The organism is Arthrobacter sp. 9E16, assembly GCF_002929435.1.
Lineage (GTDB): Bacteria > Actinomycetota > Actinomycetes > Actinomycetales > Micrococcaceae > Arthrobacter_B > Arthrobacter_B sunyaminii.
The window spans coordinates 621984-640769 of the sequence record NZ_PJIU01000003.1 but is presented as its reverse complement, the minus strand read 5'-3'; the positions used below and the strand labels follow the sequence as shown (position 1 = coordinate 640769).

The window sequence follows — 18786 nt, the reverse complement described above, 5'->3', positions numbered from 1 at the left end:
GCGAGCGGTGCTGCCGGCGCCGGCGGCTAGGCTAAAGGGCATGTTCAGCCCCGCCGTCGATATCGCCGTGATCTGCGCCTTCGCAGTGCTCACGGTGGCGGCCATCGCTGCGCTGGGCTACCGCCTCAGCCGCTCGCAGCGGGACCTCGGCTCTGATACTGAACGGGCCGCCTATGCCGCGCTCCACACCGCCACCCTTGCCTCGCGTCATCTGCGTACCGGACTCACGGCCTCCGGCGCTGGCAAGGCGGCCCGGCACCTGCGCGCACTGCTGGGATGCGACACGCTGATCCTTGCCGACGCGGCTGCCGTCCTGGCCTGGGAGGGAACACTGCCGGACGGCCCTGCCTCACGCGCCCGGCTGCTGGCAGCCTCCGCCGCGGTGCTCGAGAGCGGCCGCACCCGGGTCTTCCGCGGCGCATCACTGCGCACGCTGGGGTTCGACGACGACACCGGACAGCTGCTGCTGTGCCCGCTGCAGGTAAACCGGCAGACCGTGGGCACGCTGGCCGTTTTTGCGCCCGCTGTGAGCGCCGGACTGGTCCGGGCCGCCAACGACGTGGCCGGCTGGGTTGCTGCCCAGATGGAGCTGGCCGAGCTGGACACCTCACGCACCCTGCTAATGGAGGCGGAGGTGCGCGCGCTGCGGGCGCAGATCAGCCCGCACTTTATCTACAACTCGCTCAACGCGATTGCCTCCTACATCACCACGGATCCGGTGCGGGCGCGGGAGCTGGTGGTGGAGTTCGCGGATTTCACCCGCTATACGTTCCGGCGCAGCGGAAACTTCACCACTGTCGCCGAAGAGCTGCAGGCGATCGACCGCTATCTGCTCCTGGAGCGTGCCCGTTTCGGTGAACGCCTGAAGATCAGCCTGCAGATCGGCCAGGAGGTCCTCGGCACCGTCATCCCCTTCCTGTCCCTGCAGCCGCTGGTCGAGAATTCGGTGCGCCACGGACTTGAAGCCGCCGACGGCGAGGGACACATCACGATCACGGCCACGGATGCAGGCGCCATGGCGGTCATTACCGTCGAAGACAACGGCGTAGGCATGGACCCCGATTATCTGCGGTCCGTCCTCGCCGGGCATGCGGAGGGCGACCACGTTGGCCTGCGCAACGTCGACGTCAGACTGCGCCAGGTATACGGCGAGGATCACGGGCTGGTCATCGACACCGCCCCGGGCGCCGGCACCCTGATTACCATGCGCATCCCCAAGTCGCAGCCGGGCCACCGCACCCGGGTCTTGTAACCTGATTCACATGTCAGCTCTTGGTAAACCCGGTTCCCGGCAGATTTCCGTGGTTGTGGCCGATGATGAACTGCCTGCCGTCAACGAGCTGGCGTTCCTCCTGGGCAAGGATTCCCGGGTTGGCGAAATCCACCGGGCCTCCAGCGGCGCCCAGGCGCTGAAACTCGTGGAAAGCCATGCCGTGGACGCGGTGTTCCTGGACATTCACATGCCGGCGTTGTCCGGGCTGGATATTGCGCGCGTGCTCGGGGCCATGGAACGTCCGCCGGCACTGGTGTTTGTCACGGCGGATGAGGCACAGGCGCTGGCCGCCTTCGACCTCGCCGCTGTGGACTACCTGCTCAAGCCGGTCCGTCCGGTGCGCCTGGCTGAATCAGTGCGCCGAATCTGTGACCTGGCGGCGGAAGCGGCAGCCGGGGACAGCGACGTCGTCACGGTGGTTCAGGGCGGCACCACCCGCATCATCCGCCGGGAAGACATCCTGTATGTGCAGGCGCAGGGCGATTACGCCCGGCTCCACACGGACACTGCGTCCTATCTGATCCGGGTTCCCCTCACCGAGCTTGAAGAACAGTGGGCGGAGGCGGGTTTTGTCCGCATCCACCGCTCCTATCTGGTGTCCCGTGCGCACATCCGGCAGGTGCGGGTAGCCGGCGGCCGCGCCGGCATCACTGTGGGATCCGCCGAACTGCCGGTCAGCAGGCGCCACCTGCCGGGAGTGCGCAGCACGCTCTCCGCCAGCCGGGTGCGTGCCCGCTCATGAACGGTGAACCCGGCGCGGACACATCCGCTTCCTCCACCAACGCCTCCCCGGCGGCCGGTGGACAACCTCAGCGTGTGCGGGTGAGAGCTGCGCGGTCCGCTCCGGCTTCCGCTGCGCCCTACACCGTCTCGCGGGAACTGGACGAGCAGACCGAAGTGGGTGAGCTGTTTATCGGTTCACTGATCCGTTCCCAGCTGCGGCTCGCGCTGGTGGTGGGCGGGGGTTTCATGGTGATCCTGCTGGGCGTGCCGGTACTGCTGGCGTTCCTCCCGGTAGTTTCCGGCCTGACTCTCTTCACTGTCCCGCTGCCCTGGTTCCTGCTCGGGGTGGGTGTATACCCGCTGGTGATCATCTGCGGTGCACTGTATGTCCGCAGTGCGTCCCGGAACGAGCAGCGGTTCCTGGATTTGGTTGATGACGCCTGATGCCGGTGCTTTCTAATCCAGGACGGGCGGCATGAGCCCGGCGGCAGGCTATGCGGCCCTGGCAGCGGTCACCGCCGCCACGCTGCTGATCGGTGTGTACGGGCTGCGCATTTCCCGCACCACCGGGGACTTCTATGTTGCCTCCCGCACCGTGCGTCCGTGGTGGAATGCCTCGGCCATCGGCGGCGAGTATCTGTCCGCCGCGAGCTTCCTGGGTGTGGCCGGGCTGATCCTGGTCTCCGGCGTGGATGCCCTCTGGTTCCCCATCGGCTACACGGCCGGCTACCTGATGCTGCTGCTGTTCGTAGCCGCACCGCTGCGCCGGTCAGGGGCATACACCATCGCCGACTTTGCCCAGGCCCGGCTCGAATCGCTGCCCGCCCGCCGCATCACCACTCTCCTGGTGATCGCCGTCGGCTGGCTGTACATTGTGCCGCAGCTGCACGGAGCGGCCCTGACCATCCGGATCACCACCGGGCTGCCGGGATGGGTGGGATCCGTGGCCGTGGTGGTGGTGGTCTGCCTGAGCGTGATGACCGGCGGAATGCGCTCCATCACCTTTGTCCAGGCCTTCCAGTACTGGCTCAAGCTGGTGGCCATCGCGGTGCCCGTTCTCTTTGTCCTCTTTCGGCTTTCCCGCGAAGGTTTGCCCTGGACCGACGGCGGTGCGGCCTTTGCCGCTGCGCTGGACCCCCAGACGCATGCGTCCCTCTACCGCAACATATCGCTGAGCATCGCACTGCTCTGCGGCACCCTGGGCCTGCCGCACGTCCTGGTGCGTTTCTACACGAATCCCGATGGAAGCTCGGCCCGGCGGACCACTCTGATCGTGCTGGGCCTGCTCTCGCTGTTCTACGTGTTTCCCATCATCTATGGGGTGCTCGGCCGCATCTACACTCCGGATCTGGCCGCCGGCGGTTCGGATTCCACAGTGCTGCTGCTGCCGGGCCGGGTGTTCGACGGCGCCCTGGGAGACCTGCTGTCGGCACTGGTTGCGGCGGGGGCTTTTGCGGCCTTCCTGTCCACCACAAGTGGGCTCGTAGTGTCACTGGCCGGAGTGCTCAGCCAGGATCTCTTCCGCGGCAGTGTCGGCGGGTTCCGGCTCTCAGCTGTTCTGGCCGCCGTCGTACCCCTGGGGCTGGCGCTGCTGACCAGCTCGCAGGCGCTGGCGGGCAGCGTGGGCATGGTGTTCGCTTTCACCGCATCAACCCTGTGTCCGCTGCTGGTGCTGGGCATCTGGTGGCGGGGGCTCACCGCCCCCGGAGCCGTGGCGGGCATGGTCACCGGAGCGGTGCTGTGCGGAGGCGCCATGGTGGCCGGCGGCGTGCTGGGCACTGCCGGCGGGCCGGTGCCGGTGTGGCTGGAGCAACCGGCGGCCTGGACCGTGCCCGCTGCGTTTCTGATGACCGTGGTGGCCTCCAGGCTGCGGCCGGACCTCGCACCTGCGGGTGCCGCGAAGATCCTGGCACGGCTGCACACGCCGGAACGGCCGCATGCCCCTAAGCGCCGGGGCTGAGGACGGAACTGCGGCGGACCGGCCGTTCCGCCGCCCTTTAGACGAAGCTAGTCGATCGACGCCATCAGTTCCACAACGCGGTCAAGGAACACGTCAACCTGCGTTTCTTCATACCCTTCGGGGCCTTTGGCCTCGCGGAAGACGGCACGCCGCACCACGTCGACGCTCAAGGGCTTGTCATTTTCAAAGTATCCGAGCAGTTCGTTGCAGAGCGCATCGACGTCCTGCACGTTGTAGCTGGGCACCTTGCGCCGGCTGGGGCGGCGGAACCGTTCCCCGGGCTTCCGGTGAAGCCGGCCCCGCAGGACGGCCGAGGTGCGGCCAATCTGCATCAGCCAGGCTTCTTCGCCCTTGTCCTGAATCAACTCATCTCTTTCACGCTGTGCAAAGACGTCTTCGAGCCGGTCCAGCGCGGCGTCCACAGCCTGCGGTTCGTACCCGGCCTTGGCCGGATCAAACGCCATGGACCGGACGTTACGGCTGGTGATGGCCGTTGCGGCTGGATTTTCGCCGTTGTAGTAGCTGCGGGCCTTCGCCAGAAACTCGTCAACCTGGCGTGTGTTGTACCCGTATTCCCGACGCCCCACACGCTCGAAAGGGGCGCTGGCCTGCCGCGCTTCGTCCATGTCTTACTGTTCCTCTGTGGTCATGCCGCTTGCCGAGACTGATGGAAAACCTGTCACTATCCTACGTTGCCGCACCTCAGGGACCTGTTCGGCCCGCCACCGGTGCCTGATGGCTGCGGATCAATCCGCTGCCGCTAAGCCCCAGGCACCAGCAGCACCGAAAGCATGAAGACCACGGGTGAGGCAAAGACCACGGAGTCCAGCCTGTCCATGATGCCTCCGTGCCCGGGCAGCAGGTTGGACATGTCCTTGACGCCGAGTTCGCGTTTGATCATGGACTCGGAAAAGTCTCCCGCCGTTGCCGCGGCAACCGTGGCGACAGCGAGGACAAGGCCAAACCACCACGGCTGGTCCAGGAAATAGAGCGCAGCAATAATGCCCACTACGGTGGCGCCGGCGGCCGAGCCCGCAAATCCCTCCCAGGACTTTTTCGGACTGATCTTGGGAGCCATCGGGTGCTTTCCGAAGATTGCCCCCACGAGGTATCCGAAGGTGTCGTTGGAAACCACCAGCAGCAGCAGCACGGCAACACGGACCTGGCCGCCGGGCTCCCCCAGCAAAAGCATGGCGAAGCTCAGCATGAAGGGCACCCAGAGCAGCACGAAAATGCCGGCGAGGATGCTGCGCACGGCGTCGTCCGCGGTGTCGATGGTGCGCCACAGCAGGAGCGCGACGACGGACGCCACAAGGGCAAAAGCCAAGGCCTCGCTGCCGCCGAAGTAGGCAGCAAAGGGCAATGCCACGGTTCCGACCAGGACCGGAACCATGGGCACCTTGATGCTCCGGACTTCCAGCGCCCGGCTCACCTCCCAGACGCCCACGGCGGCAAAGACCGTGGCGATGGCTACGATCGCGAAGGGAAAGAAGAGCAGCCCGGCCAGCAGTGCCCCGAGCAGGACGACGCCGACCCCAATGGCGGCGGGCAGGTTACGCCCGGCTTTGGAAGGTTTCGCCGGGGCCTTGGGCGTCTTGCCCCGTCCGCGCTTGGATGGCTTTCCCGGTTCAGGGGAACCGGTTCCTTCGGTAGCACTCATGTCCGTGGCCTTTGCTGCCGGATCAGTCTCAAGGGACGCACCGCCAGCCTTGCTGTGAGGCTGGTCGTTGCTCATCAGACCTCGAGCAGCTCGGCTTCCTTGCGCTTGAGCAGATCGTCGATGGCCTCGGTGTGGGCCTTCGTCTGCGCATCGAGGTCCTTCTCGGCACGGGCGCCGTCGTCCTCGCCAATTTCGCCGTCCTTGACCAGGCGGTCCAGGGCATCCTTGGCCTTGCGGCGGATGTTCCGGACCGAAACCTTGGCGTCTTCGCCCTTGGTCTTCACGATCTTGACGTATTCCTTGCGGCGGTCCTGCGTCAGCTCCGGCATGATCACCCGGATGACCTTGCCGTCGTTGGACGGGTTGGCACCCACCTCGGAATCGCTCAGCGCCCGCTCAATGGCCCGGAGCGCAGTGACGTCATAGGGGGTGATCAGCAGGGTACGGGCATCAGGTGTCGCGAAGGACGCCAGCTGCTGCAGCTGGGTGGGAGATCCGTAGTAATCCACCAGAACCTTCGAGAACAATGCGGGGGTGGCACGGCCGGTGCGGATCGTCGAAAAATCCTCCTTGGCCACTTCCACCGCCTTGTCCATTTTGTCGGTGGCCTCTTTCAAGGTTTCGTCGATCATGGTGTCTCCTAACACACAAAAAATGTCCACGCGATGGTGGCTGGGCTCTCTTATTCATCCTAAGCCAAAAGGGTCAGGGTTCCCTGCACCGAGCTTGCGAGGCGGAGGGGGGACCCTCTGGCGCAAAAGGGTCTTAGGTTCCCTGCACCGAGCTTGCGAGGCGGAGGGGTGCTGGGCCTGCAAGGCCTGGAACGGCGGCAACGATATCCCGTCGGCCGCGGACGGCCTCCGGAATAATAAAGCCGCCTTCCTCCAGGCCTCTCCGGCCCCAGGCTCCCGGTCCGCTAGTTCGAAACGACGGTGCCGATCTTCTCGCCGCGGATGGCGCGGGTGACGTTTCCTTCGCCTTCCATGCCAAAGACCACCATGTTCAGGTCATTGTCCTTGCACATGGTCATGGCCGTCTGGTCCATGACGCGGATGTCCTGGCGCAGGGCGTCGTCGTATGTCAGCGTTTCCAGGCGGGTGGCCTCGGGATCCTTGTTGGGGTCCGCGGTGTAGACACCGTCCACCCCGCTCTTGGCCATCAGGACCTCGTCGGCGTGCACCTCAAGGGCCCGCTGGGCCGCCACGGTATCGGTGGAGAAGTACGGCAGCCCCGCTCCCGCACCGAAAATCACCACGCGGCCCTTTTCCAGGTGCCGGATGGCGCGCCGCGGGATGTAGGCCTCGGCAACCTGGCCCATGGTGATGGCGCTCTGGACACGCGTTTCGACGCCGGCCTGCTCCAAGAAGTCCTGCAGAGCCAGGCAGTTCATGACGGTGCCCAGCATGCCCATGTAGTCCGCACGCGAACGGTCCATGCCGCTCTGTGAGAGTTCAGCGCCGCGGAAGAAGTTTCCCCCGCCCACAACGATGGCGACTTCCACTTCACCGACCGTGGCGGCGATCTGCTTGGCTACGGCGCGCACCGTGTCGGGGTCGACACCCAGCTTCCCTCCGCCGAAGACTTCCCCGGACAGCTTGAGCAGTACGCGTCGTCGCGTCAAATCGGTGTCTTTCAGGACGTGGGCCATGGTGCCTCCCGGGCTTAGGAAAGTTCTTAGTACAGAATTTTGAGAAAGGTTTTGGGCAAACAAAAGGGGCGGCCACCTTGGTGACTGCCCCTTTTGCTCATGATGACGTGTCCGTCAGGTCCAGTGCCTTGTGGGCTAGGCGCCTACGCGGAAACGGGCGAAACCGGACGGTGCGGTTCCGGCCTCTTCGAGGACCTTCGCAACGGTCTTCTTTGCGTCCTTCGCGAACGGCTGGTCCAGCAGGACGATTTCCTTGAAGAAACCGGTCAGGCGGCCTTCGACGATCTTGGTCAGCGCGGCTTCGGGCTTGCCCTCGGCGCGTGCCGTCTCGTCTGCGATGCGGCGTTCGTTCTCCACGGTCTCGGCGGGGACTTCGTCCCGCGTCAGGTAGGTGGGAGCGTAAGCAGCGGTGTGCACGGCGATGTCATGTGCAGCAGTCTTGGCAGCATCGCTGTCGCCGTCGACGGCGAACAGGACGCCAACCTGAGCAGGCAGATCCTTGGAGGTCTTGTGCAGGTAGGCATCAACGGCCTTGCCCTCGATGCGTGCCACGCGGCGGACGACAACCTTTTCGCCCAGGATTGCGCCTTCTTCGACAACAACCTCGGACAGCGGCTTGCCGTCAACGTTGTAGGCGAGGAGGGTTTCGGCGTCGGCAGCACCGGACTCAACAGCGGCAGCCAGAACCTTGTCGGCCAGTTCGATGAACTTGGCGGACTTGGCAACGAAGTCAGTTTCGCAGTTCAGCTCGATCATGACGCCGACGGTGCCGTCGATAACCTTGGCAGCAACCAGGCCCTCTGCGGTGGAACGGCCTTCGCGCTTGGTTGCGCCCTTGAGGCCCTTGATACGGATGAGCTCCATGGCCTTGTCGGCATCGCCGTTGGCCTCGTCCAGAGCTTTCTTTACATCCATCATGCCGGCGCCGGTGCGCTCGCGCAGTGCCTTGATGTCAGCAGCGGTGTAGTTCGCCATTTGGACTCCAGTCCTCCCGTTATAAGTTTTGGTGAGATTCCGCCAGAGCGGCTGGCCGGAAAGTTCCGGCCAGCCGCGCCAGCAGATACCCTTGGGTTCCCGCTGGCAGGCAGCCGGAACCCAAGGAACTTCTATTTACTTCTCTGTTGCGTCCGCGGCGGGAGCTTCGGCAGCGGCCTCGGCCGGAGCTTCTTCAGCAGCCGGTGCGGCCTCAGCCGGAGCGGCTTCGGCGGCGGGTGCTGCTGCGCCTTCGAGGAGCTCGCGCTCCCACTCAGCCAGCGGCTCAGCCGCAGCTTCCGTGTTGCCGGACTTGTTGTGGCGGGCGATGAGGCCCTCAGCAACAGCGTCAGCGATAACGCGAGTCAGCAGGTTGACGGAGCGAATGGCGTCATCGTTGCCCGGGATCGGGAAGTCGACGTCATCGGGATCGCAGTTGCTGTCCAGGATGGCGACAACGGGGATGTTCAGCTTCTTGGCCTCGTCAATGGCGAGGTGTTCCTTCTGGGTATCAACGATCCAGACCACGGACGGAGCCTTGGTCAGGTTGCGGATGCCGCCGAGGTTGGTCTGCAGCTTGGTGAGCTCGCGCTTCAGCAGCAGCAGTTCCTTCTTGGTGTGGCCGGAGCCGGCAACGTCGTCGAAGTCGATCTCTTCGAGTTCCTTCAGACGCTGGATGCGCTTGGCAACGGTCTGGAAGTTGGTGAGCATACCGCCGAGCCAGCGCTGGTTCACGTACGGCTGGCCAACACGGGTGGCCTGCTCGGCGATGGCTTCCTGAGCCTGCTTCTTGGTACCGACAAACAGTACGGTTCCGCCGTGGGCAACGGTGGCCTTGACGAATTCGTAGGCGCGGTCGATGTAGGACAGCGACTGCTGGAGGTCGATGATGTAGATGCCGTTGCGCTCGGTGAAGATGAAACGCTTCATCTTCGGGTTCCAGCGACGGGTCTGGTGTCCAAAGTGGACGCCGCTGTCGAGCAGCTGGCGCATTGTAACGACGGGCATGTCGTCACTCCTTCCGGCAGCGGATCGGCGTGCCGAAGCACGTGTTCCCTGCTGCCAATTGACGGTTGATAGCTGTACACCCGGGCGGGCGAAGCTCCTGGTGCCCATCAGCTGGAACAGCATGCATCTCCTGCCGGCTTACCGGACCGATGGAGAGGCACCCCGGCTTTTCCATGGGAAAGGTCGGGATAATTGGGGCACGCGTAGTCAGATTCCAGTGCCGGACACGCGCTTGCGTTTCGGTGAAACACGGGCGGCATCCCCCCTGCGGGCAGGGAACATGGCACAGCAAACTGCTTCGTCAACTATACACCAGCTACGGGGACGTTCGGTCCTCCCCAAGAGCCGGCACCGCGGCCGGAGCGGCAGGGTTTTCCACCGCCGCCCAGAAAGCCCCCGACGGCGCCTGGCCGCCGGTTCATGATGGGGCATGATCACTCGATCCCGGCGCTGCAGCTTACTGGTTGCTCTTCTCATACTGCCCGTGTCCGCCTCGATGCCGGCCCAAGCACTGAGCCTTCCGATGCCGGCTGCAGAACCCCGGGCCGGCGCCTCCCGCGTCGCCACGACAGCCTACGAGCCTGCGTGGAGCTGGCCCCTCTCCCCTGCCCCGCAGGTTATCCGGGCTTTCCTGGCGCCGCCGCAGCGCTGGCTGGCCGGTCACCGAGGAGCTGACCTCGCGGCACTGCCCGGGGCGCAGATCCTCAGCCCGTCTGCAGGGACCGTGGTCTTTGCCGGCTGGGTGGTGAACCGGCCGGTCATGACGGTTGATATGGGCGAAGGGTTGCTGGCGAGCTTTGAACCGGTGGACGCTTCCGTGTCCGCCGGGGACTCGGTCACTGAAGGCGAGGTTATCGGCGTACTGGCGGAGGCACTTCCTCCGGGCCACTGCGCGGTGTCCTGCCTGCACTGGGGCGTGCGGCTGAACGGCGAGTACGTCAATCCGCTGATCTACGTGACGGACCGCAGACCTTCAGTGCTGCTGCCGCTGCAGCGGGGCCCCTGACCGGTCCGCTTCGAGGGAGGACTGATCCGTTAACGCAGTGTGGCCAGCCCCCGGAAGGACTGACCACACGTCAGGTACAGCGCCAGGCCGGGAGATTTCCCGGCGGAAGACCCCGGCCCCGGACCACCCGCAGCATCGGCCTTTAGACGAACGCGGCTACCCCGGTGATGGCACGGCCGGTGACCAGCGTGTTGATCTCGTACGTTCCTTCGTAGGAGTAGATCGCTTCGGCATCGGCGAAGATCTTGGCCATTCCGTAGTCCGTAACGATTCCGTTTCCGCCGAGGATGCTGCGGCCCAGCGCCACCGACTCGCGCATGCGTGCCGTTGTGAAGGCCTTGGCCAGCGCGGACTGTTCATCCTTTGCCCGGCCCAGGTCTTCCAGCTGCGCCAAACGGACCATCATGCCCATGGAGCTGACGGTGTTTCCCAGGATCTTGACGAGCTGCTCCTGGACGAGCTGGAAGGACGCAAGCGGCTTACCGAACTGCTGACGCTCCACGGCGTACTTGCGGGCCACATCGAAGGCGGCCATTTGCTGGCCCACAGCCTGCCATGCCACGGCAAGCCGGGTGACCTTGAGGACCTTGTTGGTGTCCTTGAAGCTGTTGGCTCCCTTCAGGTGGAAGTCATCGCTAACCACCACGTTGTCCAGGACAATATCGGCATTCTGCACCGTGCGAAGGGCAATCTTGTTCTCGATCTTGGTGGCGCTGTAGCCCTCGGTCTTGGTGTCCACGAGGAAGCCCTTGACCTGGTTGTCTGCAACGTCGCGGGCGTAGATGACCACCCAGTCGGAGAACGTGGCGTTGCCGATCCAGCGCTTTTCGCCGTTCAGAATCCAGTTGTCGCCGTCGCGGCGGGCCGTGGTGCGGGTACCGCCGGCAACATCGGAGCCGCCCAGCGGCTCGGTCAGTCCGAAGGCGCCGATCTTCTTCATCGCATAGATGTCGGGCAGCCAGGCAGCCTTCTGCTCCTCTGAAGCCAGCGCTTCGATGGAGCCGGTGAATAGGCCGTCGTGCACGCCCAGGAATGTTGCAAAGGAGGTGTCGGCACGGGTGAACTCGGCGTGGCAGAGACCTGCGAAGAGGTTGGAGTGGCCCTGGCGGTAAACCGGGCTCATGACGTCCAGCTCGGCGATTTTCGGGATCATGTGGTGCGGGAATTCACCGGCATTCCACCAGTCCGCAGCGTGCGGAGTGACCTCTGCCTTCAACCAGGCGCGGACCTCAAGGAGGCGGTCCCGCTCCTTGTCCGAGAGGAGCTCTTCAAATGCGTAGAAGTCGCCGTCCGCGTACGGGAGATTGTCGACGTCGATAGTTGCCATGGAAATATCCTTCGCTGCTGATCATCAGTGATCTGTAGGCTGTGAAGCCGGTCTCATCCATGTTACCCATCAGTAACATGATGTACAACACGATTGCCTTCTGCGGGGACAGGACTGCCGGCCTGCGGTGCAAAAGAAAACACCCCGGTCCGAAGACCGGGGTGTTACCTATGTCGCGACTCATCCGTGAACGATGTCTCGACTCATCACACAAGTAGGGCTGGTGGGGCTTGAACCCACGACCCACGGATTATGAGTCCGCTGCTCTGACCAGCTGAGCTACAGCCCCTCGACGCCCACAAGGGCAGTGCTGCGACGAACGCAACATGGACATCCTAGTGGCAGGCATGTCCCTCCCACCAATCAGGCGGAAGGGACACACGGCGAACTAGAGGGTTCCCTGGCTTAGAGGCCGCCCGTAGTACAGGTCCTCAAAGGTGGACAATGTGGCGTCCAGGCTGTGGCGCTCCACCATCGAGCGGCTGTGCGCGCCCATTGCGGCCCGCTCGGCGGAGTCCAGTTCGAGGATGGATGTCAGCCGGTCGCTGAGTTCATCGCTGTTGCCTGGTTCAAACAGGTAACCGTTGCGCCCCGGGTCCACGAGGTGCGGCAGTGCCATCGCATCGGCCAGCAGTACCGGGGTGGACGCCGACATCGCCTCAAGGGTCACCAGCGACTGAAGTTCAGCGGTCCCGGGCATGACGAACACATCGGCCCGCTGATAGGCCCGCCGCAGGTCAGCGTCGGAAACCAGGCCGTGGAAGACCACCCTGCCCTCCAGTCCCAGCCGCTTCACCTGCGCCTGCAGACTGCTTTTGACCTCGCCGCCGCCAATAATGTCGGCGCGGACGTTCAAATGGGCCGGCACCTTCGCCACGGCATCGATCAGCACGTCAACGTGCTTTTCCTCCGCCAATCGGCCAACAAAAAGCACGGTGGGGTGTTCGTGCGGTTCGATTGTCTCGCCGGGCTGCAGTTCGTAGACCGATGCATCGATGCCGTTGGACAGGGGCAGCACGTCGGACAGGAAGGCATGGTCATGCATGGCCTTCGCAGCCAGCGGCGTCGGGGTGGTGACAACCGCGGCACGGCCCATGACCTTGCCCATGTCCTTCCAGGAGTTCTTGGCAACGATGTCCTTGAACCAGCGGGGGAACGGCAGGAAAGGGTCGAGGTTTGCGGGCATGAAGTGGTTGGTGGCAATGACGCGGATACCCCGCTTTTCCGCCTCGTACAGCGTGTACTCCCCCACCATGTAATGGCACTGGATATGGACCACATCGGGCTGCACCCGGTCGAAGAGCAGGCTGATTTCCTTTTTGATCTCCCACGGCAGGCAGATGCGCCAGTACTCGTGGGTGGGGACACCGTGGGACCGGAGCCGGTGCACGGGCCACTCTCCGTCCAGGTCGCTGCGGCTGCCGCCGTCGACGTCGTTAGGCGCGAGAACGTGCACGTCATGGCCGCGTCCGTTCAATCCGCGCGCCAGCCGGTAGCCGAACTGGGCGGCACCGTTCAGGTGCGGCGGGTAGGTGTCGCACGCAATGAGGATGGTCAGCGGTTTGTCGGCCGATGCGTCGTCGGTCACAGGGAGCCCCTCTTTTGGTCTTTCGAAGTTTTTGCGGCACCTTGCTTTTGCCGGCGCCGTGCCTCTGCCCGCCTTTGAATGACATCCGGATGGTACCGGGACAGGGCAACGACCCCCACGATAGCAATCAAAGCTGCGACCCCCATGGCAACGGCCGCAACAGCAGGTACATCGGGCACCAGTTCATGAAGCACTCCGATGCCGATGGCGATGCCCACCATCGGATCGATCACCGTCAGCCCGGCAATCACAAGATCCGGCGGGCCGCTGGAGTAGGCGCTTTGCACAAACCAGGCCCCGAGCCCGCCGGCGACGGCGATGCCCAGAAGCGTGTACCACGGGACGTTGAACAGGAACCGGCCGTTGGGATTCAGCAGATCCGCCGCAATGACCTTGGTCAGTACCGCCACAAAACCGAACAGGACTCCGGCGCCCACGATGAAGCCGATGGCGCCGATCCGCCGCCCGAACAGTGCATTCAGTGTGCCGAAGAACACGACTGCCACCGCGAGGATCAACACGATGGTCAGCTCCTGTGCGGGCCGCACCTCCTGCTGGTCCCGGGTGACGCCGACGGCGAGGGAGACAAACAGGGCGCTGCCCACCACGCACGCCACGATTGAGACGACGGTAATGCGGTTCATCCGCAGGCCCTGGTCCCTGGAATTTACGATGGTGGTGATCACCAGCGCGATGGAGCCGATGGGCTGGACCACGGTCAGCGGAGCCAGTGTCAGCGCAGTGACATTCAGGGCGGTACCCACCCCCAGCAGGAACAGTCCCAGCAGCCAGCGGGGATTGCGCAGCAGCCGCAGCAGCTGCGAAGACTGCAGCTCCAGTCCGCCCGTGTCGGCGCTGACCGCGCTTCCCTGGCGCTGGGCACCAAAAGCCAGGAACACCGCGCTGGCCAGGGCACACGTGATGGCGATGCCGACCATTAGCCGGTCCCGGCCGCAGCGCGTTCCAGGGCATGCTTATGCCAGGACGCGCGCAGATAACCTGCCGCTGCAAGAATGTGGCCAATGCAGCCGAGCAGAAGCACGGCCGTCCCCGCCGCGGACAGCCAGGCGTAATCGAATCCCTGGACCCGCTGGAGCAGCAGCATCGGGGCGCCGAGCAGAAGCAGGGCAGTCCGTACCTTGCCGATGTTGCTTACGGGGAGATTGGGACTGCCCCGGAACAGCACGAGGGCGTTAATGATGAGGACGGCGTCCGGAATCACGATGGCAAGGACCAGCCATGACGGCGCAATTCCGTCCACCACGAAAGTCACTGCAACAACGATCAGGGCCAGACGGTCAGCCACCGGGTCCAGCCATTTGCCCACCCGGGACACCTGCCCCAGCCGGCGCGCCAGATATCCGTCCACCCAGTCGGTGGACCCCACGGTCACGAGGGTGATGAACGCCGGCCCGTACTCGTCACGGACGATGAACCAGACAAACAGCGGCACTCCGAGAAAGCGGAGGACCGTGATCAGGTTCGGAAGGGTCCAGAAGGTGTCCAGTTCCGCTGGCGCACGGCCCGGACGCGTTCCCGCACCGATCACTCTGATCACGGCCCACTCCCCTTGTCAGCGATGATGGGACCTATTTTTGCGAGAGCCTGCGCATCATGATGACCATGGCCAGCAGTGATGCCGCCAGCACCGTCAGCGGCTGCCAGCGTTCCTTGATCAGGGCCATGATTTCGTCGCTGGACGACCCGGCGCCCTGCCCGTCGGTGCCGGAGCTGCGGTGCTGAGCGGCGCGGCGCGCCTTGAGCTCCCGGATCTGTTCCTTGACGTCGGCTTTCTCGCCCAGCCCATCCCGGACGGCGGCCATGTGCTCGCGGCGCTGCCGGGTGCGGGTGCGCAGTTCCTCGGGCGTGGCCTGCTTGGGGGCGTCGTCGTCGTTCTTCTTCTTGTCTTTGTCCTTGTTCTTGTCCTTGGGCTCCGCAGGTTTCTTCTCCAGCGTGGCCGGGTCGAAGCTGCGTCCTTCCTTGAGGACCCCAAGGTCATACCGAAGGCCATAGATGGCTTCCTCGGGAAGCAGCGGCAGGGTCTTCTTGAACCGGCTGTATCCGACCAAACCACCCACTGCGGCGATGATCAGGAACAGCAGGGCCACCAGCAGCGCGGCAAGCCACCCCGGCATGATGGTGCCCAGGCCAAGGATCGCGGCGACAACCAGCGCAACGGCCAGACCGGCGATAAAGAGCAGCGCAATCACCATGAATGCTGCGGCGATTCCGGCCTTGATGCCCTTCTGCTTCATTTCGGCAGTGGCCAAACCAAGCTCGTCCGTCAGCTGGCGGGGGGTCAGCCGGGCCATTACTTTCGCTAAACCGACCAGCGAGGAGTTCCCTGCGGTCCTTCTTGTACTAGCGGAGCGTTTCATGCGCCCAGCCTCCGTCCCCTGATTATTCTTCGCCGTTGCCATTACCCAAAATTACCATTGTCCTCACCTTTCACATTGTGAACAGGGGGAACCCGCCTACGTGGTTTCCAGACCTTCCCGATCTTCGAGGTCCCGGCCCGAGAACTCCGGCAGCTTTGTCTTGACGAACCAGAACGAGATCACGGCAAAGATGGTGAAGATGGCGTACATGATCCAGACCCCAAAGTTGTCGCTCACCCAGGGGAAGGAAAGGGTGACTATGAAGTTGAAGATCCAGTTGACCATCGCTCCCAGTCCAAGGGCCAGCGAGCGGATGTTGTTCGGGAAGACCTCGCCGAGGGTGACCCACATGACCGGTCCCCAGGTAGCGGCAAAGAAGATGACGAAGAGGTTCGCGCCCACGAGCGCCACGGGTCCCCAAATACCGGTCAGTTCCACGCTGTCGCCAATACCTTCGGCCTGGGAGAAGGAGACCGTTGCCATCAGAAGGCCCACGAACATGCCCGCGGAACCAACCATCAGCAGCTTACGGCGACCGATCCTGTCAACGAAGGCAATGGCCACGATGGTCATGACAACGTTGATAACGGAAGTGATAACCGACGTCGTGAACGAGTCGCTTTCGCTGAATCCCACGGACTTCCACAGCGTCGTCGAGTAGTAGAAGATGGCGTTGATACCCACCAGCTGCTGGAATGCGGCAATGGCCATGCCCACCCAGAGAATAGGCTGGAGTCCGAACTTCGGGCCGCGCAGATCCTTGAACGTGGGTTTTTCGGTGTTGAAGCTCTGGCGAATCTGCCGGATTTTCCGGTCAGTGTCCTGCACCCCGGAGACGGTGCGCAGCACCCGTGCGGCGTCCTCGTCCCGGTTGTGGCGCACAAGGTACTGCGGGGATTCGGGAATGGTCAGGGCCAGCACCCCGTAAACAATGGCGGGGAAGACGCCTACCAGCAGCATCCACCGCCAGGCGGCCAGTCCCCACCAAAGCTCTCCGAGAGCGCTGCCCGCCGAATCGGCAAGGAACGCGTCGGACAGCAGCGCGGCAAAGATGCCGAGGGTGATCGCCAGCTGCTGGACGGATCCCAGCGCCCCGCGCCATTTGCTCGGGGCGACCTCTGCGATGTATCCGGGTGCAATGACCGAAGCCGTGCCGATGGCGAGGCCGCCGACAAGGCGCCACCACATCAAGTCCCACTCACTGAAGGCGTAGGCGGATCCCACTGAGTTGGCGGCAAAGAGTATCGCCGCAGCCACCATGACCTTCTTGCGTCCCAGTCTGTCCGCCAGCTGGCCGGCGAACCAGGCGCCCACGGCGCAGCCGAGAAGGGTGATGGCCACCGTGAAGCCCAGGACACCCGGGCTCAGGGTGAATTCTTCGCCGATTGCGTCCACAGCACCGTTGATGACCGCGGTGTCAAAGCCAAACAGCAGGCCGCCCACTGCTGCCGCCACCGTAACTGCGATCACCTTAAACGGGTGGGCCACCTTCTCGGATTCGCCCGGATTAGGCCCTGGCTGGCTTGCGCCCATGGAAGGTTCCTCTGTCTCTCGTAATAGTTATGTGAAGTCCCGCCCCAAACCTACTAATCCTACGCATAACCCTAGGCACGGAAGGCCTACGTGGGAACAGCGCGGAAGGCAGACCCATTCTCAGCACAGAATTCCACAACCTCCAGGGCAGACATGGGGATTGCCGGCGGTTCCGTGCGGCGGCCTCCGACAGGGCGGTCCGTCCGGCTAGCTGTCCCGGGCAGCGGCAGCTACCGCTGCCGCGACGGCCGGAGCAACACGGGGGTCCAACGGGCTGGGAACAATGCAGCGGGCGGTTAGCTCGGCTCCCACCAGGTCAGCAATAGCCGCAGCAGCAGCCACTTTCATGGCCGAAGTGATTCGCCGCGCGCCGCTGTCCAGGGCACCGCGGAACACCCCGGGAAAGGCCAGCACGTTATTAATCTGGTTCGGGAAGTCACTGCGACCGGTGGCAACCACCGCAGCGTAACGCGCGGCCACCTCGGGATGGACTTCCGGATTGGGATTGGAAAGCGCAAATATCACCGCATCCGCGGCCATGGTGGCCAGTACAGTCTCATCGACTGTGCCGGAGGACACTCCGATAAAGACGTCCGCATCTTTGAGGGCTTCGGCGGCTGTGCCGTCCACCCCGCGGGGGTTGGTGCTGGCGGCCAGCTCAGCCTTGACCCCGGTGAGATCCGTTCGTCGCTCAGAGAGGATCCCGCGCGAATCGAGTACCACAACGTCCCGGATGCCGGCCTCCAGCAAGATGTTGGCGCAGGCGACTCCCGCGGCGCCGGCGCCTGAGATAACTACCCGCAGGCCCTCCAGCGGGCGGTCGACGACGCGCGCAGCATTGCGCAGAGCGGCGAGAACCACGATCGCGGTGCCGTGCTGATCATCATGCATGACGGGGCAGTCCAGGGCTTCGATGAGCCGTTGCTCCAACTCAAAGCAGCGCGGTGCGGCAATGTCTTCGAGGTTCACGGCACCGTAGCTGGGCCGCAGCCGCACCAGCGTTTCGACAATTTCATCAACGTTGGTGGTGTTTAGAACCAGCGGGATGGAATTTAGCCTGCCAAAGGCTTTGAACAGTGCAGATTTTCCCTCCATCACCGGCAGGGAAGCAGAGGGACCGATGTTCCCGAGCCCCAGCACCGCCGTACCGTCGCTGACCACAACCACCAGCCGGGAGGCCCAGGTAAAGGTGTCCGCCAGTCCGGGATCTGCGGCGATCGCCCGGCTCACCTCGGCGACTCCGGGGGTGTAGGCGATGGACAGGTTCCGGATGCTGTCCAGCGGAAGCCGTGATTCAACGGATAGCTTGTCGCCCTCATGCGAACCAAAGATGTCCCCGGTGCTGATGGGCTGCCGGGCGTGTGCGTGTGCTGTCATGACGAGTCTCCTGGCGAGATTGCCGGAAAAGGCAGTGAGACAGCCGGCGGGATAGAACCCGGGGGTGCTCACGGCGGGAATCCGGACCTGAAATCCGGATTCGAGGCAACAGGATATTTTGCCTGCCGCAGGCCGGTGGCGGTCCCCGGGGAATGTCCGGGACTGGCCGTCGTCGGCAAACTACCGGCTCAGTGTAACCGCCGAAGATATAAAAAATGACCCCCTGTGAGGCATTTTCAGCCTCACAGGGGGTCTCTTGCTCCTCCGACTGGACTTGAACCAGTAACCCTTCGATTAACAGTCGAATGCTCTGCCAATTGAGCTACGGAGGAA

The 18786-nt window shown here is 64.0% G+C and carries 18 protein-coding genes and 2 tRNA genes; 5 read left to right on the top strand and 15 right to left on the bottom strand.

The genetic code is table 11. The annotated features are described in order from the left end of the window. Nucleotides 1–40: 40 nt before the first annotated feature. The 4 genes from CXR00_RS15165 to CXR00_RS15150 are packed head-to-tail and all read left to right on the top strand — an operon-like array spanning nucleotide 41 to nucleotide 3956. Nucleotides 41–1252, top strand: coding sequence for a sensor histidine kinase (locus tag CXR00_RS15165; protein ID WP_104055350.1), 1212 nt, complete (start codon nucleotides 41–43; stop codon nucleotides 1250–1252). Nucleotides 1253–1262: 10 nt separating this feature from the next. Further along, nucleotides 1263–2015: a LytTR family DNA-binding domain-containing protein gene (locus tag CXR00_RS15160; RefSeq protein WP_104055349.1), complete on the top strand. Its 753-nt coding sequence runs from the start codon at nucleotides 1263–1265 to the stop codon at nucleotides 2013–2015. Continuing rightward, nucleotides 2012–2440, top strand: coding sequence for a hypothetical protein (locus tag CXR00_RS15155; RefSeq protein WP_258060514.1), 429 nt, complete (start codon nucleotides 2012–2014; stop codon nucleotides 2438–2440). Before CXR00_RS15160 ends, CXR00_RS15155 begins: the two co-directional genes overlap by 4 nt. A 31-nt stretch (nucleotides 2441–2471) precedes the next feature. Continuing rightward, nucleotides 2472–3956 (top strand): cation acetate symporter, encoded by a 1485-nt coding sequence (locus tag CXR00_RS15150; protein WP_104055348.1) that lies wholly within the window; start codon nucleotides 2472–2474, stop codon nucleotides 3954–3956. Nucleotides 3957–4003: 47 nt separating this feature from the next. Here CXR00_RS15150 and CXR00_RS15145 read toward each other — a convergent pair whose 3' ends face one another. From CXR00_RS15145 to rpsB, 6 genes are all read right to left on the bottom strand, one after another. Further along, complete coding sequence (locus tag CXR00_RS15145) at nucleotides 4004–4582, bottom strand: DivIVA domain-containing protein (protein ID WP_104055347.1); 579 nt, start codon at nucleotides 4580–4582, stop codon at nucleotides 4004–4006. Between the two features lie 134 nt (nucleotides 4583–4716). Next, nucleotides 4717–5616 (bottom strand): phosphatidate cytidylyltransferase, encoded by a 900-nt coding sequence (locus CXR00_RS15140; protein WP_237685406.1) that lies wholly within the window; start codon nucleotides 5614–5616, stop codon nucleotides 4717–4719. A 74-nt stretch (nucleotides 5617–5690) separates the two neighbouring features. After that, nucleotides 5691–6248: a ribosome recycling factor gene (frr, locus tag CXR00_RS15135; RefSeq protein ID WP_104055345.1), complete on the bottom strand. Its 558-nt coding sequence runs from the start codon at nucleotides 6246–6248 to the stop codon at nucleotides 5691–5693. A gap of 284 nt (nucleotides 6249–6532) precedes the next feature. Next, complete coding sequence (pyrH, locus tag CXR00_RS15130) at nucleotides 6533–7264, bottom strand: UMP kinase (RefSeq protein WP_104055344.1); 732 nt, start codon at nucleotides 7262–7264, stop codon at nucleotides 6533–6535. Between the two features lie 135 nt (nucleotides 7265–7399). After that, the gene (tsf, locus tag CXR00_RS15125; protein WP_104055343.1) at nucleotides 7400–8239 is read right to left on the bottom strand and encodes a translation elongation factor Ts; all 840 of its coding nucleotides are present in this window, start codon (nucleotides 8237–8239) and stop codon (nucleotides 7400–7402) included. Nucleotides 8240–8374: 135 nt separating this feature from the next. Continuing rightward, nucleotides 8375–9244 (bottom strand): 30S ribosomal protein S2, encoded by an 870-nt coding sequence (gene rpsB, locus CXR00_RS15120; protein WP_104055573.1) that lies wholly within the window; start codon nucleotides 9242–9244, stop codon nucleotides 8375–8377. Nucleotides 9245–9728: 484 nt separating this feature from the next. On the opposite strand from rpsB, the gene CXR00_RS15115 reads away from it, so the two are divergent. Beyond that, entirely contained in the window at nucleotides 9729–10250 is a 522-nt protein-coding gene (locus CXR00_RS15115; RefSeq protein WP_258060513.1) for a murein hydrolase activator EnvC, read from the top strand. 142 nt (nucleotides 10251–10392) lie between these two features. On the opposite strand, the gene CXR00_RS15110 is transcribed toward CXR00_RS15115, so the two are convergent. The 9 genes from CXR00_RS15110 to CXR00_RS15070 all read right to left on the bottom strand — a co-directional run bounded on the left by CXR00_RS15110 (nucleotide 10393) and on the right by CXR00_RS15070 (nucleotide 18785). Continuing rightward, a complete protein-coding gene (locus CXR00_RS15110) occupies nucleotides 10393–11577 on the bottom strand; it encodes an acyl-CoA dehydrogenase family protein (protein ID WP_104055341.1) in 1185 nt (394 codons plus the stop codon). Nucleotides 11578–11792: 215 nt separating this feature from the next. Continuing rightward, nucleotides 11793–11866, bottom strand: a tRNA-Ile gene (locus CXR00_RS15105). Between the two features lie 99 nt (nucleotides 11867–11965). Then, a complete protein-coding gene (locus tag CXR00_RS15100) occupies nucleotides 11966–13165 on the bottom strand; it encodes a glycosyltransferase (protein WP_104055340.1) in 1200 nt (399 codons plus the stop codon). Beyond that, nucleotides 13162–14103, bottom strand: coding sequence for a DMT family transporter (locus CXR00_RS15095; RefSeq protein ID WP_104055339.1), 942 nt, complete (start codon nucleotides 14101–14103; stop codon nucleotides 13162–13164). Before CXR00_RS15095 ends, CXR00_RS15100 begins: the two co-directional genes overlap by 4 nt. After that, complete coding sequence (locus CXR00_RS15090) at nucleotides 14103–14723, bottom strand: CDP-alcohol phosphatidyltransferase family protein (RefSeq protein WP_104055338.1); 621 nt, start codon at nucleotides 14721–14723, stop codon at nucleotides 14103–14105. Before CXR00_RS15090 ends, CXR00_RS15095 begins: the two co-directional genes overlap by 1 nt. Before the next feature lie 31 nt (nucleotides 14724–14754). Beyond that, entirely contained in the window at nucleotides 14755–15543 is a 789-nt protein-coding gene (locus CXR00_RS15085) for a phage holin family protein (RefSeq protein ID WP_181032581.1), read from the bottom strand. A 96-nt stretch (nucleotides 15544–15639) separates the two neighbouring features. Then, on the bottom strand, nucleotides 15640–17076 hold the full coding sequence (locus tag CXR00_RS15080; protein WP_104055336.1) for a sugar porter family MFS transporter: 1437 nt from the start codon (nucleotides 17074–17076) through the stop codon (nucleotides 15640–15642). A gap of 207 nt (nucleotides 17077–17283) precedes the next feature. Beyond that, nucleotides 17284–18453 carry an NADP-dependent malic enzyme gene (locus tag CXR00_RS15075; RefSeq protein ID WP_104055335.1) on the bottom strand — a complete coding sequence of 390 codons (1170 nt, stop codon included), beginning with the start codon at nucleotides 18451–18453 and terminating at the stop codon, nucleotides 17284–17286. Nucleotides 18454–18712: 259 nt separating this feature from the next. Next, a tRNA-Asn gene (locus tag CXR00_RS15070) sits at nucleotides 18713–18785 on the bottom strand. Between the last annotated feature and the right edge of the window lies 1 nt (nucleotide 18786).

Bases quoted from the DNA above. Each gene is read 5' to 3' on its own strand.
- CXR00_RS15165 (WP_104055350.1), top strand. From the start codon at position 41: ATGTTCAGCCCCGCCGTCGATATCGCCGTGATCTGCGCCTTCGCAGTG.
- CXR00_RS15160 (WP_104055349.1), top strand. From the start codon at position 1,263: ATGTCAGCTCTTGGTAAACCCGGTTCCCGGCAGATTTCCGTGGTTGTG.
- CXR00_RS15155 (WP_258060514.1), top strand. From the start codon at position 2,012: ATGAACGGTGAACCCGGCGCGGACACATCCGCTTCCTCCACCAACGCC.
- CXR00_RS15150 (WP_104055348.1), top strand. From the start codon at position 2,472: ATGAGCCCGGCGGCAGGCTATGCGGCCCTGGCAGCGGTCACCGCCGCC.
- CXR00_RS15145 (WP_104055347.1), bottom strand. From the start codon at position 4,582: ATGGACGAAGCGCGGCAGGCCAGCGCCCCTTTCGAGCGTGTGGGGCGT.
- CXR00_RS15140 (WP_237685406.1), bottom strand. From the start codon at position 5,616: ATGAGTGCTACCGAAGGAACCGGTTCCCCTGAACCGGGAAAGCCATCC.
- frr (WP_104055345.1), bottom strand. From the start codon at position 6,248: ATGATCGACGAAACCTTGAAAGAGGCCACCGACAAAATGGACAAGGCG.
- pyrH (WP_104055344.1), bottom strand. From the start codon at position 7,264: ATGGCCCACGTCCTGAAAGACACCGATTTGACGCGACGACGCGTACTG.
- tsf (WP_104055343.1), bottom strand. From the start codon at position 8,239: ATGGCGAACTACACCGCTGCTGACATCAAGGCACTGCGCGAGCGCACC.
- rpsB (WP_104055573.1), bottom strand. From the start codon at position 9,244: ATGCCCGTCGTTACAATGCGCCAGCTGCTCGACAGCGGCGTCCACTTT.
- CXR00_RS15110 (WP_104055341.1), bottom strand. From the start codon at position 11,577: ATGGCAACTATCGACGTCGACAATCTCCCGTACGCGGACGGCGACTTC.
- CXR00_RS15095 (WP_104055339.1), bottom strand. From the start codon at position 14,103: ATGGTCGGCATCGCCATCACGTGTGCCCTGGCCAGCGCGGTGTTCCTG.
- CXR00_RS15085 (WP_181032581.1), bottom strand. From the start codon at position 15,543: ATGAAACGCTCCGCTAGTACAAGAAGGACCGCAGGGAACTCCTCGCTG.
- CXR00_RS15080 (WP_104055336.1), bottom strand. From the start codon at position 17,076: ATGGGCGCAAGCCAGCCAGGGCCTAATCCGGGCGAATCCGAGAAGGTG.
- CXR00_RS15075 (WP_104055335.1), bottom strand. From the start codon at position 18,453: ATGACAGCACACGCACACGCCCGGCAGCCCATCAGCACCGGGGACATC.